The 14,282-nt window shown below is 68.6% G+C and carries 11 protein-coding genes and 1 pseudogene; 5 read left to right on the plus strand and 7 right to left on the minus strand.

Annotation, left to right across the window (positions count from 1 at the left end):
* Window positions 1–437: 437 nt before the first annotated feature.
* The 3 genes from OG226_RS41430 to OG226_RS41440 all read right to left on the minus strand — a co-directional run bounded on the left by OG226_RS41430 (window position 438) and on the right by OG226_RS41440 (window position 3,208).
* Window positions 438–1,070 carry a TMEM175 family protein gene (locus OG226_RS41430; RefSeq protein WP_329351901.1) on the minus strand — a complete coding sequence of 211 codons (633 nt, stop codon included), beginning with the start codon at window positions 1,068–1,070 and terminating at the stop codon, window positions 438–440.
* Between the two features lie 126 nt (window positions 1,071–1,196).
* On the minus strand, window positions 1,197–2,699 hold the full coding sequence (locus OG226_RS41435; RefSeq protein WP_329351903.1) for an FAD-dependent monooxygenase: 1,503 nt from the start codon (window positions 2,697–2,699) through the stop codon (window positions 1,197–1,199).
* Window positions 2,700–2,962: 263 nt separating this feature from the next.
* On the minus strand, window positions 2,963–3,208 hold the full coding sequence (locus OG226_RS41440; protein WP_329351904.1) for a hypothetical protein: 246 nt from the start codon (window positions 3,206–3,208) through the stop codon (window positions 2,963–2,965).
* Window positions 3,209–3,495: 287 nt separating this feature from the next.
* Between OG226_RS41440 and OG226_RS41445 the strand changes: the two genes are divergently transcribed.
* The 4 genes and pseudogenes from OG226_RS41445 to OG226_RS41460 all read left to right on the plus strand — a co-directional run bounded on the left by OG226_RS41445 (window position 3,496) and on the right by OG226_RS41460 (window position 7,154).
* Window positions 3,496–4,356 (plus strand): rhamnogalacturonan acetylesterase, encoded by an 861-nt coding sequence (locus OG226_RS41445; RefSeq protein WP_329351906.1) that lies wholly within the window; start codon window positions 3,496–3,498, stop codon window positions 4,354–4,356.
* 67 nt (window positions 4,357–4,423) lie between these two features.
* Window positions 4,424–5,455 (plus strand): pectinesterase family protein, encoded by a 1,032-nt coding sequence (locus tag OG226_RS41450; protein WP_329351908.1) that lies wholly within the window; start codon window positions 4,424–4,426, stop codon window positions 5,453–5,455.
* A gap of 245 nt (window positions 5,456–5,700) precedes the next feature.
* Window positions 5,701–6,607: pseudogene (locus OG226_RS41455) on the plus strand (N-acetylneuraminate synthase family protein).
* Window positions 6,608–6,644: 37 nt separating this feature from the next.
* Window positions 6,645–7,154 (plus strand): hypothetical protein, encoded by a 510-nt coding sequence (locus OG226_RS41460; RefSeq protein WP_329351910.1) that lies wholly within the window; start codon window positions 6,645–6,647, stop codon window positions 7,152–7,154.
* A 356-nt stretch (window positions 7,155–7,510) separates the two neighbouring features.
* Here the strand turns inward: OG226_RS41460 and OG226_RS41465 are convergent, their stop codons facing one another.
* The 4 genes from OG226_RS41465 to OG226_RS41480 all read right to left on the minus strand — a co-directional run bounded on the left by OG226_RS41465 (window position 7,511) and on the right by OG226_RS41480 (window position 13,172).
* Complete coding sequence (locus OG226_RS41465) at window positions 7,511–8,881, minus strand: MFS transporter (protein ID WP_329351911.1); 1,371 nt, start codon at window positions 8,879–8,881, stop codon at window positions 7,511–7,513.
* A gap of 241 nt (window positions 8,882–9,122) precedes the next feature.
* Window positions 9,123–9,821, minus strand: a complete 699-nt coding sequence (locus OG226_RS41470; protein ID WP_329351912.1) for a TetR/AcrR family transcriptional regulator — start codon at window positions 9,819–9,821, stop codon at window positions 9,123–9,125.
* 222 nt (window positions 9,822–10,043) lie between these two features.
* Window positions 10,044–11,603, minus strand: coding sequence for a carotenoid oxygenase family protein (locus tag OG226_RS41475; protein ID WP_329351913.1), 1,560 nt, complete (start codon window positions 11,601–11,603; stop codon window positions 10,044–10,046).
* A 105-nt stretch (window positions 11,604–11,708) separates the two neighbouring features.
* Window positions 11,709–13,172 carry a benzaldehyde dehydrogenase gene (locus OG226_RS41480; RefSeq protein ID WP_329351914.1) on the minus strand — a complete coding sequence of 488 codons (1,464 nt, stop codon included), beginning with the start codon at window positions 13,170–13,172 and terminating at the stop codon, window positions 11,709–11,711.
* A gap of 184 nt (window positions 13,173–13,356) precedes the next feature.
* On the opposite strand from OG226_RS41480, the gene OG226_RS41485 reads away from it, so the two are divergent.
* Window positions 13,357–14,250 (plus strand): nuclear transport factor 2 family protein, encoded by an 894-nt coding sequence (locus OG226_RS41485; RefSeq protein WP_329351916.1) that lies wholly within the window; start codon window positions 13,357–13,359, stop codon window positions 14,248–14,250.
* Window positions 14,251–14,282 lie beyond the last annotated feature (32 nt).

Genomic DNA, 14,282 nt, shown 5'->3' on the forward strand with positions numbered 1-14,282 from the left:
CGCAAAGGGGTGTGCCAGGGAGGCTGTCCGGTGAGCTGTGGCAGCGTGGGATGTGACTCCTCGGGGGTACGCAACCCGACCATGAGCTGGAATCCGGCGCCGTTGGGGAGAGAGCACAGCATCAGGACGTGGTCCGTCCCGAACGGGCAGCCCATAATTTCGAATACAGCGTATCCGTAATGCTGGGTCGGCACAACGGACGAAGGCAGCCAAGGCGCTAGGACGGCCCGGTCGGACAGGCCGACCGATCGTGGTCCGACGTCCTCGACCACCTCGTGGCGCAATGGGTGACACGCGCGGGGTGATCGCAGTACTGCGGCGGGGCGTCGAACGACGTGGCGACTGACGCGTGCACGACGACGAACTCCGGTGGCCAGGGTTTCGGCGTCGCCGACGAAGGCGCCGCGCTCCCGTGCTTGGTTCCGGTCGCTGCCGATTCAGGGACGCGCACTGCCCGGCGACTGCTCACGGTCCGGACGTGCCCCTGGGTGGGTTGCCCACCGGGCGGCCAGTGCGGTGAGCGTGAATACCACTGCCCAGCTGTACTTGGCGCCGCTGAGGCTGACGAAGGCGATCGGGATCGACAACAGGAACGCGACGGTCGGGAAGGCAAGGAACAACTGGAGACGCCGCGTGACTTCGGGCTCGGCGTCAGGCCGCAACAGGCCACGGGACCAACAGTGGTTCACCGTGTTGATCAGAGTCAGCCCGGTGCCCCCGACGACGGTGGCGTAGAGGACTCTCGTCGCGAACGGGACAAGAATGATCCCCGACAGCCGGCTGAAGGTGAGCCACGGCAGCCGAGGACTGAACCCGCCGATGCGGCCGAACAACCACTTGTGCGCCACCCGGAATGTGGCAATGACCGCGAAGCTCAGCAGAAAGGTCGCATGGTCCGGGAGGTGCTCCCGGAACGCCCGCCACACGTCGTCGTCGCTTGCCCCGTGAGGCGTCGGAAGCTCCAGCGCGAGAAGGGTCAGGGCGATCGCGACGACCGCGTCACTGAAGAAGACCAGCCGCTCGTTGTCGGCCCTGGCGTTGCCGCCGATAGCGCCATTCACCTCTGCCATGCCGACTTCCTGGTGTTGTCGTGCGGGTTCGAGCCGCGCGCCGAGACCAGGACCTCCAGGGGACGGGCAGGGCTCGACGCGACAACCCCGTTGCTGGCAACGTCACTTCGCTGAGCGCGAGGCGAGTCACCTCGGTGTGAACGCCTTGGCCGCGGCTGCGAAGGAGTCGGCCCAGTCGGTCGTGATGATGGCGCCGATGTAACCGTCGGGCCGGACCAGGACCAGTGCGTCGCCGTCCACGCCGTAGATGTCGGCCAGTCGGCCGGTGTCATCGGTGATGCGGTCACTGTCGATGCCGTGCCCGCCGCGGACGGCGTAGCGGTGCAGTTCGGCACCTTCGGCCGGCCACATCAGGTTCGGCAGGGCCTCAGTGGCGTTGGGGCCGAAGGCCAGCAGGGTGAAGTGCGGCCCTCGGTAGATGTCGAAGAGCCGCCTGGTGCCGGGTGCGGTGCACGGCGCGTCCGGTGCCCGGTCGCCCACATGCAGGGTCTTGGTGGCCGGGGCGTCGGCGGGGGCGAGCGGGCCGCCCGTATAGGAGAGCCCGAGCTGTCGCTCCTCGTCGCCGCGCTTGAGGCCGGCGACCCTGTGCTTGCTGAGGCTCTGGTAGAGCTCGCTGGACTTGCCGAGCACACCGGCAGCGATCGGGAGCCGCTCGGCCTCATAGCTGTCGAGCAGGCTGTCCGGCGCACCGGCGATCACCTGAGCGAGCTTCCAGCCCAGGTTGTAGGCGTCCTGCACACCGGTGTTGAGCCCCTGCGCGCCGGCGGGCGTGTGTACGTGGGCGGCGTCGCCCGCCAGGACGACCCGGCCCACGCGGTAGTGCTCGACGAGCCGTACGTTGGGCCGGAACGCAGACGTCCAGGTGATGTCGCGGAGCTTGAGACCGGTGAGCGCGTGGAACCGGTCGGCCAGGGCGGCATGTTCGAGGTCCGGAGTGTCGCCCGCCTTCAGCCTGATCATCACCTGGAACTGGTCGGAGTGCGGCAGCGGGCACGCTCCCGCGGACGCGCGGGGCCACATGTGCCATCGGTCGCGCGACAGGCCGTCGATCGTGCAGTCGATGATGAGCGTCTTGTCGGTGTCGTCCGTGTCCCCGACGAATCCGAGACCGGTGGCCATTCGGACGGCGCTCGCGCCTCCGTCGGCGCCGACGAGGTACTTGCTGCGCACCCGCTCGCCGGTGGAGAGCGTCGTCGTGACGCCGTCGGCGCCCTGCTCGAAGCTGGCCAGGGCGACCCCGTACTCGATGTCCAGACCGAGGCGGGCGAGAAGGCGGTGCAGGATGGCGTCGGTGCGGTGCTGCGGCAGCAGCAGGATGTTCGGGTAGGGGACGTCCGGGGTCGGCTTGCTCCGCTGCTGCATCTTCCACGGCGCTGTGACAGGTCCGAGGTGGAGCCCGGCCAGCGGGTAGGGGCCGCCCTCCGCATGTGCCTCATGCAGAACGCCGAGGTCCTCGAACACTTCCTGTGTGCGGGGCTGGATCCCCTTGGCGCGGGAGCCCTCGAAGGCGTGCGGAGACTTGTCGACGACGCGGACTCGAAGCCCGCGCCGCAGGAGGTCGGCCGCCAGGGTGGAGCCCGTCGGGCCGGCGCCGGCGACGAGGACGTCGATGTCCTGAAATTCGGTCATGGTGATCGACCTCAATCGATTCTCTGGAAGAAGGCGGCGAACGGCCGCACTTTGCTACGGGGTGCTCGAACTGGTCTTTCGGGGTGGGACCTGTGTGGGAGCGCGTTCGTATCCGACGGCAAGTTCTGATCCTGCTGCGTCTCGCGAACCCGCAGTCGAACCCCTTGGGTATTGGCCGCGGTGTAGACAAATTCTTATTGGATACAACGTAGCCGTTTATCGAGGATGGGGCAAGCCGGGCGAAGTGAGCGCCGCGTGGTGCGTCATGCGGCTGGATGGCGAAGCCGTTCACCTTGTGGCCGGTGGCGGCGAATGCCCAGGCGGTCGCGGGCCGGGACGGTGGTGCCGATGTCCCGCCACGGTAGGTGCACGGCGCCGAGCGGCCGGTCGGCCCGCCCGTGGTCGCCGTGGCAGGTGGTGATCCAGGCGAGCAGGTCGGGTTTCGGCGCTGTCCCGCCACAGTCGCTGAAGCTCTTCTCGATCTCCAGGGCGTTCCGGACCGGCTCCAAGGTCGCCTCCAGGGAGCGGGGCGAAGAAAGGCCGGCCTCCGGCCCGTCGCGCGGACCGAGTGCGGCCGACTCACATACCTGATCCTGCGTCAGGCATCGAACCCCGTGGCGCACGGCTACGTGTTGGTCGGTAGGGGAATGGGGCGCGGGCTCACGCGTCGGCTTGAGCCTGAAGTGGAAAATCTTCATCCCCGGGCATGGCAAATTTCGCGCGACAGGCTGCCCATCGGCCGAACGAAACGATGTCCGCTCCCGCCGCACGGCGGCCTGTCGAAAGGAGTGTGACCGTGAGCCATAGACCTCGTTGGCATGCTGTTCCGCGCCCCTGGCGCGCGCTGTTGGCCCTGGCGGTGTGCTTGGGTGCGCTGCCGCTCGTCATGTTGGGCCGCAGTACGACCGACGCTTATGCCGCGACCCCGGTGCACGTGTACGTCGCAGGCGACTCGACCGCGTCGACCTACACCACCAGTCAGGCGCCCCGGACCGGTTGGGGGCAGGCACTGCCCGTCTTCCTCAACTCCAACGCGGTGGTCGTGAACGTCGCCAAATCGGGTGCCAGTTCCAAGAGTTTCATCGACCTCGGCCGGCTCGACCACATCCTCGGCCTCATCACCAAAGGTGACTACCTCCTCATCTCGTTCGGGCACAACGACGAAAAATCCGACGACCCCACTCGCTACACGATCCCGGCGACGACGTACAAGTCCTACCTGTCGCAGTACATCGACAAGGCGCGGGCCAAGGGAGCGAACCCGGTCCTCATCACGCCGGTCGAGCGACGCCGCTTCAACAGCGCCGGCGTCATCACGCCCAGTCATGGCGCGTATCCGGCCGCGATGATCGAACTCGCCACGGCCAAAGGTGTGCCGCTGATCGACCTGACTGCATCGAGTACGCGGCTGTGGAACGCGCAGGGGGTCGAGGGCACCAAGAACTACTTCATGATCCTGTCAGCCGGGGAGTACCCCAACTACCCGGACGGAATCGCGGACAACACCCACTTCCAGGCGTACGGCGCGATCCAGGTTGCCCGCCTGATCGCCCGCTCGCTCAGCAGCGGAGCCGTCATCCCCGCGGCCGACTTCCAGAAACTCGACGACGCGATCCCCACCAGCACGATCGTCTGGCCCACCACCGCACCCTACTGAGGGCCCGTCGCCCCTTCGGCTCATCCGTCTGCCGCGCCTCGGCCCGGCCAAGAGAAAGCAGCCCCACATGCCCTTTCTTGCCAGACGCGTCGCCGGCCGCCGATTCACGAGCGCCCGCGCCGCTGTCGCCGCCTTGGTCACCGTGGCCACAGCCGTCACCGTCGGCACCGACAATGCCGCTGCCGCCACCACGATCACGGTCGCCGCCGATGGGTCGGGCAACTACACCACCATCCAGGCAGCCGTCGCTGCCGCCTCCACAGGAACCGTCATCACCATCAAGGCCGGCACCTATCAGGGGCAGGTGTCCATTCCGTCGAGCAAGTCCGGCATCACCCTGCAGGGTGCCACGGGCACCTCGACCGACATCGTGATCACCGGCAGTGCCCCGGCCTCCACCGCCGGGACGGCCGGCAGCGCCACCGTGCTGAACCTGGCCGCGAACACCACGATCAAGGGCCTCACGATCGCCAACACCTACGCTGCCCACGACAGTCAGGCCCTGGCTCTGTACGCAGGCGGCGACCGGCAGTTCTACCGTAACGTCCGGTTGCTCGGCTACCAGGACACCTTCCTGTCCTGGGGCGGCACGGGCAGTTCCCAGGTCCGCCAGTACGTTTACAAGAGCTACATTGAGGGAGCCGTCGACTTCATCTACGGCAACGGGGCTCTGGTGATCGACAGTTCGACAATCCGCTCGCTCGACCGCGCCAGCACCAACAACGGGTACATCACCGCGGCGGCCACCAACACCAGCAACAAGTACGGCATCCTGATCACCCGGTCGACACTGCTGAGCGCCGCCGCCTCGCAGACGGTGGCGCTGGGCCGCTGTTGGCACGCTGGCGGCGCCGCGGACGCGACAGGCCAGGTGCTCGTCCGGGACTCCACGCTCGGCGGCCACATCCGGCAGGCCGGCGCCTGGCAGGACATGGGCGGCTTCTCCTGGAAGACCTGCCGGTTCTCGGAGTACAACAACACCGGTTCCGGTGTCACCCAGGGAACCAGCGACCGACCGCAGATGAGCGCCTCGACGGCCGCGAGCTATACCGCCCAAAACTACCTGGCCGGCAATGACGGCTGGAACCCGGTGCCGTAAGAGAACCGGCTGCGGCGAAGCGGCCACCGGCGAGTCATCGGTGTGGAGGGCTTCCGGTCTGTCGGTCTGTCCGGGACGAGTCCGACGGGTACCCGTACATCGTCGTCCGGAAGAAGGAAGAAGGGCGTGATCGTCTCCGGCGGTTACAACGTGTATCCGCGCGAGATCGAGAAAGCCCTGCACGAGCGTCTTCTGTCGCCCTGGCCGTGGTGGTACCGCGGCCAGGGCACGTAGGCCTGCGTGAAATGAGCCAGGTTCAGGCGAACGTGGGTGTCCGCACTCGCAAGATCGGTGACCGGTTGGTCGGTCCCGGTCACCCGGTGTGCGTCGTCGGTGAGATCGGTATCAACCACAACGGCTCCTGGTGGATGCCTTCGCGCTCATTGACGCGGCGGCGGAGGTGGGTTGCGACGCGGTCAAGTTCCAGAAGCGCACCCCGGAGATCTGTACCCCGCGCGACCAGTGGGACATCGAGCGGGACACCCCGTGCGGGCGCATGACGTACCTCGATTACCGTCACCGCGTCGAGTTCGACGAGGACGACGGCGAGTAAAGGCATCGACTGGTTCGCCTCGCCGTGGGACGCGCCCAGCGTGGGGTTACTGGAGCGCTTCGAGAACGTCAGGGCGCACAAGGTGGCCTCCGCCTCGCTGACGGACGACGAGTTTCTTCGCACTCTGCGGGCCACCGGCAAGACGATTGCCTTGTCCACGGGCATGTCCACTCCGCAGCAGATTCGGCACGCCGTGGAGGTGCTCGGTTCGGCCAACATCCTTCTCTGCCATGCCGTTTCGACCTACCCGGCTCCCGCCGGTGAGCTCAACCCGAGTGTCCTGGGCACGCTGGCCGGCTGGCACCCGAACGTGCCGATCGGCTACTCCGGCCACGAGATCGGCCTGCGTACCACGCTCGCCGCCGGCGCCCTCGGCGCCTGTCGTCGAGCGGCACATCACTCTCGACCGTTCCAACTGGGGTTCGGACCAGTCGGCGTCGGTGGAGCCGCACGGCCTGGTCCGTCTGGTGCGAGACACTCGGCTCATCGAGGAGGCGCTGGGCGACGGGGTGAAGCGGGTCTACGACTCCGAACTCGGCCCGGTGAAGAAGCTGCGGCGCGTGCGACCTACGGACGCCGCACTGCCCGTCGTACCATGAGCGGCACCCTCGCGCTCGTCGAGTCTCCCGCGCCCCGATGCTGAACCTGCTGGAGTGGGCACTCGGAGAGCGCGACGGGGAACCGGACCCGGCCCGCTGCGAGGGCCTGGTCGTCAGTCTGTACGACGTCCGCAGGATCCCGTTCCGCCTCACCCGTGCCGTGACCATGCTGGCGCCGAAACTGGCCGGGGCCGGACGGCTCGTCGTCGGCGACCCGTTCTCGCGGATCATCCAGCGGCTGTTGCCGCTGTCGCGGGCCCGGGACAGCATCCTGGTCGACGAAGGCATCGCCGCTCTGGAGCTCTCCGGGGAACTCCTCGCCGGCCACCCCTTGGTCCACCGGCATTGCACGGCGGTGCGTGTCCCGTCCGCAGCGGCCTGGGCAGGCCGCCGGATGACGCCGGGCGGCGGCCGCTGCTGCCCAGAAGTGTTCTCTTGCGTGACAGCGGCCTGCAACTACCGCCTGGCGGGACCGCGTCCAGGAACACCTACTCCTGGTCCCGGCAACGCTTCGGTTTGCCCGAGGTCCGCCCCGGCACCGATGTGATCGATACGTCACTCGCGGGGACGGGACTGATCGACCCGGCCCGGTACGTCGACGAAGTCGCCTTGCTGGCCCACGGATGGAACGCCGAGCGTTACTACGCCCACCGCCGGGAGCCCCCGGAGAAACTGCGCATGCTCGCCGAGCAGTCGGAGATGGAGATCGTACGACCCGAACTGCCCCTGGAACTGGAGCTGTTGCGAGGTCCAGTGGCCGAGTGCCTGATCAGCCTGCCGTCCCTCGTGCAGCACACCCTGCCGTTCGTGCCGGCCGGGGCCGGGGCCGGGGTGGAGATCATGGTGTGCGCGTACGGCACCGGCTGGCTGAAGCCGGACGCGTCCGAGCGGTCAGGCGGGACTTCATCCCGTGGTCAACGCCCGGTCCGGCTGTTGCTCGCCGGTGTCCGCGACGTCGCCGTCGGCCGGATAGCGCGGCAGCAGGAAGAGCAGGCTAAGGGTGAGTGCCCCCGCCAGGCTCGCGACGACCAGTGCGGTGCCGTATCCGCCCGTTCTCTCGGCCGATGCCTGCGTCAGGATTGGGAGAAGGCCGATGCCGACGAAGATGACGATTCCCAGGGACAGGCCCTGGAGTTGGGCGAACGCCCGCAGCCCGAAGTAGCGGGCCACCAGGTACGGGCCGACCGTGGATTCCGCACCCGTCATGAGTCCCAGGAGTGCCATGGAGAAGTAGAGCGGCCACACGCTGCCGTTGGCGACGAAGATCGAGACCGTGCCGACCAGGAGGCACACCGAGTACGGGACGAAATCGCGGGCGCTCGTCGACCGGTCAAGAGTGAAACCTGCGAGGAACTGCCCGACGATCGATGCCACGAGCAGGACCGACACCGACAGTGACACGGTGGTCGCCGAGTAGCCGCGTTCGTCGAAGAGCGACACGGCGTTCAGGCGGACGCTCATCGCCACGCCGGCCGACAGGGTCAGGATGACGACCATGAGCAGCCAGGCGCGAGTGCGCAGGGCCTTGCCGAGCGGCATGCCCGCTGCCTCCGGTGCCAGCGGAAGGCTCGGTCCGGGCTGGTTCTCGGCTGTCTGCGCCGCCCGCTTCGGCTCGGTGAGCAGGAACACCTGGGCGGGGAAGACGATCAGCAGGACGCTCGCGCCGAGCACCATGTAGGTCGCCCGCCAGCCGATTCCGTCGATGGACAGCTGGGACAGGGGCGAGAGCACGGCGCCGCCCAGACTGGACGCGACGCCGATGAGCAGTGAGTAGCCCGACGCACGGTGGCGGGGAAACCATTGCGAGACGACCTTGTAGACGACGCCGAGGATGGCGATGTACCCGGCGAGATTGGCCACCAGCAGGGCCAGGACCAGTTGCACGGTGCTCGGACCGACGATGCCGACCGCGCCGGTTCCGAGCGCGTACACGGCGACACCCGGTATGGCGATGACCCGGGCGCCCCAGCGGTCGACGCAGCGGCCGGCGAACGGCAGGGCGAACGGGGCCATGATGGTCGGGATGCTGAAGGCGGTCAGGGTCTTCGACTGCGACCAGCCGAAGTCGCTGGACATGGGCTCGACGATGAATGTGACCGTCGTGCCCAGGGCTACCGGGCTGAGGATCATGGCGAGCACGCAGGCGACTGCGGCTTTCCATGCCGCTGCTGGATAGTGCCGGAGGTCGGAAAGGTACTCCCGCAACGAGATTTTGGTGGGGCGGGGAGGCTTGTCGACCAGGAGGGGATCGGGGCTGGGCCGGGTAGGGGACATCGGCGTCCTTCCTCGCGCGGGCACGGCGTCGTCGCCGTGCGGCCAGGCGTCGCGGCCGACTGTGAACGGCTCGCAGGCTGTGGTGAGCACCGCAGCTTTTGAACTGTACGGTGCAGTGCAGTGTCCGGGTCAAGGTCCCTGCGTCAGGCAATCTGATGCGGAGGTGACCAGGGGCCGCCCGGCGTTCGTCGGACCCGGCCGGGGAGGAGGGGAAGACCGGACGGGCGCGAGGTGGAGAGGATCAGGTGGTCCCGCTCGGTGTCCAGGGGAAGATGTGGGTCAGGGCGGGGGTGTCGGGCAGGTCGCCGGCGTCCAGGGCGCGCAGGGCGCGAAGGAAGAGCGCCGTCGTCCAGCGGGCGTGTGCCAGGAGCCGTGCGGAGCCCTGGTCGGCCTCGGGGTCCAACAGGGCGTCCATCTGGAGTCCGGCCGCGGCCATGCGCGTGAAAAGCACGGCGTACGCACTCGCGTCGGGCAGCGTGTAGCCGTGTCGGTGCGCGTCCTCCTGGAGCGTGGTGGCGACCACGTCGATGACATGAGGGCTGCCGAGCGAGTGGAGGGCCGCAGTCAACTCGGGGCGCCGGACGGTCTCGGTGGCCATCACCCGGACGAGGGCCAGGTACTGCGGCGAGGTGGTCGCCTCCAGGAGCTTGAGGATGATGCGTACCAGCCGTTCCTCCGGGTCGTCGACGGACGAGAGCATCGCCTGGTCGAGGTCGAAGTCGAGGTAGGAAGCACCTCGTTCGATCACCGACCGAAAGAGCTCCACCTTGTCGCCGAAGTGCGCGTAGACGGTTGTCTTCGACACGCCGGCCTGCGCAGCCACCGCGTCCATCGAGGTCTGGTCGAACCCACGGGCGAGGAAGACCTCGACGGCCGCGTCGAGAATGATCTCCCGCTTGCCCCGTGGAGCTCCTGTGCGAGGACATCCCTTGACAGCCATCTCTCCCCTTCCGGTGCGCCGGACCTTGCGACGCCTGGCATCCGCCCGTTGATCCCGCGCGGAACATTACCGTGCGGTCGCATTCGTACTGCACGGTACAGTCTGCCGCGTTGCGGGACCCCGGAAGGGGAGGAGACAGGCATTCTGCCTCATGATTCCGATGCGAGGCGGCGGATCTCTCCGTCGCCGCGCACCTAGCCTCGTGGGGTGTGCTTTCCGGTGTCAGGCGGTGTCGCCTGGCAGGTTGGTGACGGCGCGGTCCAGGGTCGCGCGGTCGGCCCAGTTGCCGTGGAAGCCGAAGGGGACGCGGCTCGGGAGCCTGACCCGGGCGAGCGGGATGCGGCGCAGGTCGGCGGCGTCGTGGATGAGCAGCTCGGTCAGCCCTGTGAGGCGGTTCCACCACAGGGTCAGCAGGTAGCCGTCGTCCTCGGAGGTGGTGTTCTCGCGGGCCACGAAGACGGGTTCGCCGGGGCTGGTCAGAGCCTCGGGGCCCTCGACCACGGTGGTGGCGTCGCGCAGGTAGTCGTGCTTGGCCAGACCGTCGCTCATGGTGTCCGCGGCCAGCGAGCGCGTGGTGACGAAGTAGCCGTAGCGGTGCTCCCGGCCCGTGTAGGAGTCGTTGATCCTCGGGAATTCACCGGCGACGCCGCCGGTCATCTCCTCCGTCGCCTTGCCGGTCGCCAGGTCGACGCGCCAGCGGTGGGGAAGGGACGGCGGGAACCAGGAGTGCGAGGTGACCGGCGTGTCGAGTCGGTCGGCCGGAGTGCCCAGGCGGGTGATGCGGTGCCCGTCGACAACGACCTGCCCGTCGCGCTCGTAGGCGTTGTAGAAGTGGGTATTGGCCCAGTGGCCGCCCACCTCGTGCCAGGTGACGGCGTGGGTGCGGCGGTCCATGAGCACGATCTGTACTCCGTGCGGGAGCGATGCCTCGTCCCAGACGACCCCCGGTTTGCCCTGCATGATGTGGTCGAGCCGGAACTGGGCCGGGGTGACGAAGAAGATCGCGTAGTTGTCGCTGACGGCGAAGTCGTGCATCAGCACGGGGACCTTGATGTCGAGGCTGTGGCTGTCGACGACCTGCCCGGTCTTCACGTCCGCCCGGTACCAGGTGATGACAGGCCCGGTCGCGGCGAAGAAGAGCATGTCGCCGCTGTCGGGGTCGGTCTTGAAGTGGGCCGTGCACAGCACGTCGATGCCGCCGTGGAAGTCGTGACTGCCGTACGTCTCCAGGGTCTCGGGATGCATCGCGTACGGGAGACCGCCCTCGTAGTAGACGAGCAGGTGGTCGTCGAAGACGCCGACGTTGGTGTTGGCGACGTTCTTCGCGGGTGGGGCGCCCTGGGGGAGCGGACCTGGGGTGCCGCCGTTGGCGAATCCGCTGTAGACGGCCTCGCCCTGCTCCACCTCGAACTTCATGGAATCGGTCGTCACCCAGCGGGTGCGGTAGGCGGCGCGGCCGTCGCGCAGGTAGATGCCGCACACCATGCCGTCGCCCTCCCACCAGTGGTAGCGGTCGGCGTCGCGCGGCTGGAATCGGGGGTTGGACGAGATCCGGAACAACGCTCCGGCGAGATCGGCGGGGATCTCCCCGTCCACCTCCACGTCGTAGGCCTCGTTCTCCTCGGTCCAGGGGGTGAAGGGGCCGTTCAGGAACTTGTTGCCGGGCGCCCAGTCGGTGGCGTCCTGCGCCAGCCGTGGCGCCGGCGGCCGGGCTGCGGCACGCGGGGCGATCGTCATCGGGTCGGGCGGGACCAGACCCGGTCTGGGGGTGACTGAGGTCATCGGAGTGCTCCAGGTACACGTGGGCAGGGCGGTCAGTGGCGATGGATGCCGACCTGACGGGTTGCCGGCTTCCCTGGCCTGGCCACCAGGCCAGGGAGGCCTCGATCAGAACGGATAGCTGGGGATCTCGTTGCGGATCGTGACCCACTGCTGTTCGGTGAACGCCTCGATGTTGGCGACGGTACCCCCGTGACGGGAGCCGTTGCCGGAGTCGCCGACCCCGCCGAACGGGACGGTCGCCTCGTCGTTCACGGTCTGGTCGTTGATGTGCACCAGCCCGGACGGGATACGGTCGGCCAGTGCCAGGCCCTTGCCCACGTCGCGGGTCAGGATGCCGAGGGAGAGCCCGTACCCGGTGTCCGAGGCCAGCCGGGCGGCCTCGTCGAGATCGTGGAAGGCCACCACGGGTGCCACCGGGCCGAAGATCTCGTCCGCGTAGGCGCGGGCGGTGAGCGGCACCTCGGCCAGGACGGTGGGTCGGTAGAACAGGCCTTCGTGGGTGCCTCCCGCAGCGAGCCGTGCACCGGCGGCCAAGCTGTCGGAGACGATGGCGTGGGCGGCCTGCAACTGGCGTTCGTCGATCATGGGCCCCATGAGGACCGTGCCCGTCATCGGATCGCCCACAGGCAGCGCGTCGGCGTGCTCGGCGAGGCGGGCGGTGTACTCCTCGGCGACCGAGGCGTGCACGAGGTGGCGGCTGGAGGCCATGCAGATCTGCCCGGAGTGGTGGAACGAGCCGAACGCGCCCGCGGACACTGCTTTGTCCAGGTCGGCGTCGTCCAGGACGATCAGCGCCGAGTTCCCGCCCAGCTCCAGGTGCACCCGCTTCAACCGCTGCGCGGCTGCCGTCGCGATGGCCTTCCCTGCCGCGGTGGACCCGGTGAAGGCGATGACGGGCACTCGCGGGTCGTCCACCAGGGCCGCACCGACGTCGGCGCCACCGGGTAGGACGTGCAGGAGACCGTCCGGAAGTCCAGCTTCCTCGAAGACACGTGCGATGGTGACGCCTCCGCAGATCGCGGTGCGCGGATCGGGCTTGAGGACGACCGCGTTGCCGAGGGCCAGCGCCGGGGCCACCGCCCGCATGGCCAGCACCAGCGGCGCGTTGAACGGGGAGATGACCCCTACGATGCCCACCGGGCGTCGCCGCGAGAACGAGAGGCGGTCCTCGACGGACCGAAGCACTTCGCCGAAGGGAGCCGCGGCGAGCGACGCGGCCTCGTAGCACTCCTCGGCCGCGCCGTTCGACGTCTGGATGTCCGCGAACGGCCGCAGAGCGCCCGACTCGCGCACGATCCACTCCGCGATCTCCGGGCGGTTCTTCTCGAACAGGGCCGCGGCGCGCCGCAGGACCTGCGCCCGCTCGATGTACGGGAGCGCCGCCCATATGCGCTGCGCGTGCTCCGCGTGCGTCACGGCCCGGTCGAGATCGGCGGGCGTGGCCGCACCGACACGGCCCAGCGTCTTGCCGGTCGCCGGCTCGGTGGAGTCGTACGGCTCGCCGGAGCCCTTGATCCATCCCCCCGAGAAGATCCGACCCTGCCAGTCGGCTGCGTCCAGAAAAGTCATGATGTTCCGTTCCATGCGGCTGAAGTGGGAGGGCCGACGACGGCTCGGCGCTCCCGCGGGTTGACTGCACTGTACCGTCCAGTTTAGATTTTCGAGGGTGCTGACGCCAGAGGTGTCGCGCACCACGAGACCCGACCGGGTCGCCCCGTCCCAGGCGACGGGATCAACAGAAGGGGGTGCCCTCATGGCCACCTCACTCGACCCGGAGATCAGTGCCGGCAAGCGGCTGGTCACCGGCTTCCTGACGGACGTCATCGCCGCGCGCAGCCCCGGCCGGGTGGGGGACTACGTCTCCCCGGACCTCGTTCAGCACGGCGCCGACGTGACGGACGGTGCTGACGCGTTCGCCGAGCATCTGCGCCGGGAGTTCGAGCGCGAGGACGCGGAGCGGACGGAGGGGGGCGCCGCGACCGACGCGTCCGTCCCGCAGGAGCCCGTCTTCGTCGTGGCGGAGAAGGACCTCGTCTGCGTCTGCGTGTACCTGCCGCAGCCGGACCCGCACACCCCCGGAGCCACCGTCGACCACTACGCGTTCACCACCTATCGGATCCGCGACGGGCGGATCTCCGAGCGATGGCCGTCCATCAACAAGGTCGCACCGCCGCGGCGGCCCGCGCCGGGCACCCCGTCGCGGACGGTCTCTGTATCGACATCTCCGGAGATCGACACTGAGGCGAACAAGCGGCTTGTGCGCGACTTCTACCGCTGTGTGTTCGACGCGCAGAATCCGGACGCGGTCAAGGACTTCGTCGCCGAGGACTACCACCAGCACGTCGCCCACTACCCGACCGGTCGGGCGGGGATGGAGGAGTTCGTGCGCACCATCTTCCCGAACGGCCCGGTGCTGACGCCGCCCGAGCAACTCGGTCCGCCGGGGCTGCTCCTGGCCGAGGGCGACATCGTGGTCCTCGCCGGACTGCTGCCCCAGCCCGAGCCCGACGGCAGCGGTGCCATGTACCCCTACTACGTCTATGACGCCTACCGGGTGCGCGGAGCGCTGCTGGCGGAGCACTGGAGCGGCATCACCATGGCGGCTCCGCCCAAGCACCCCGGACCTCCTCCCGTGCACCCGTCCTGACTCCTCGATCGCATACCCACGGACAAGAAAGG

The organism is Streptomyces sp. NBC_01261, from assembly GCF_036226385.1.
Taxonomy (GTDB): Bacteria; Actinomycetota; Actinomycetes; order Streptomycetales; family Streptomycetaceae; genus Streptomyces.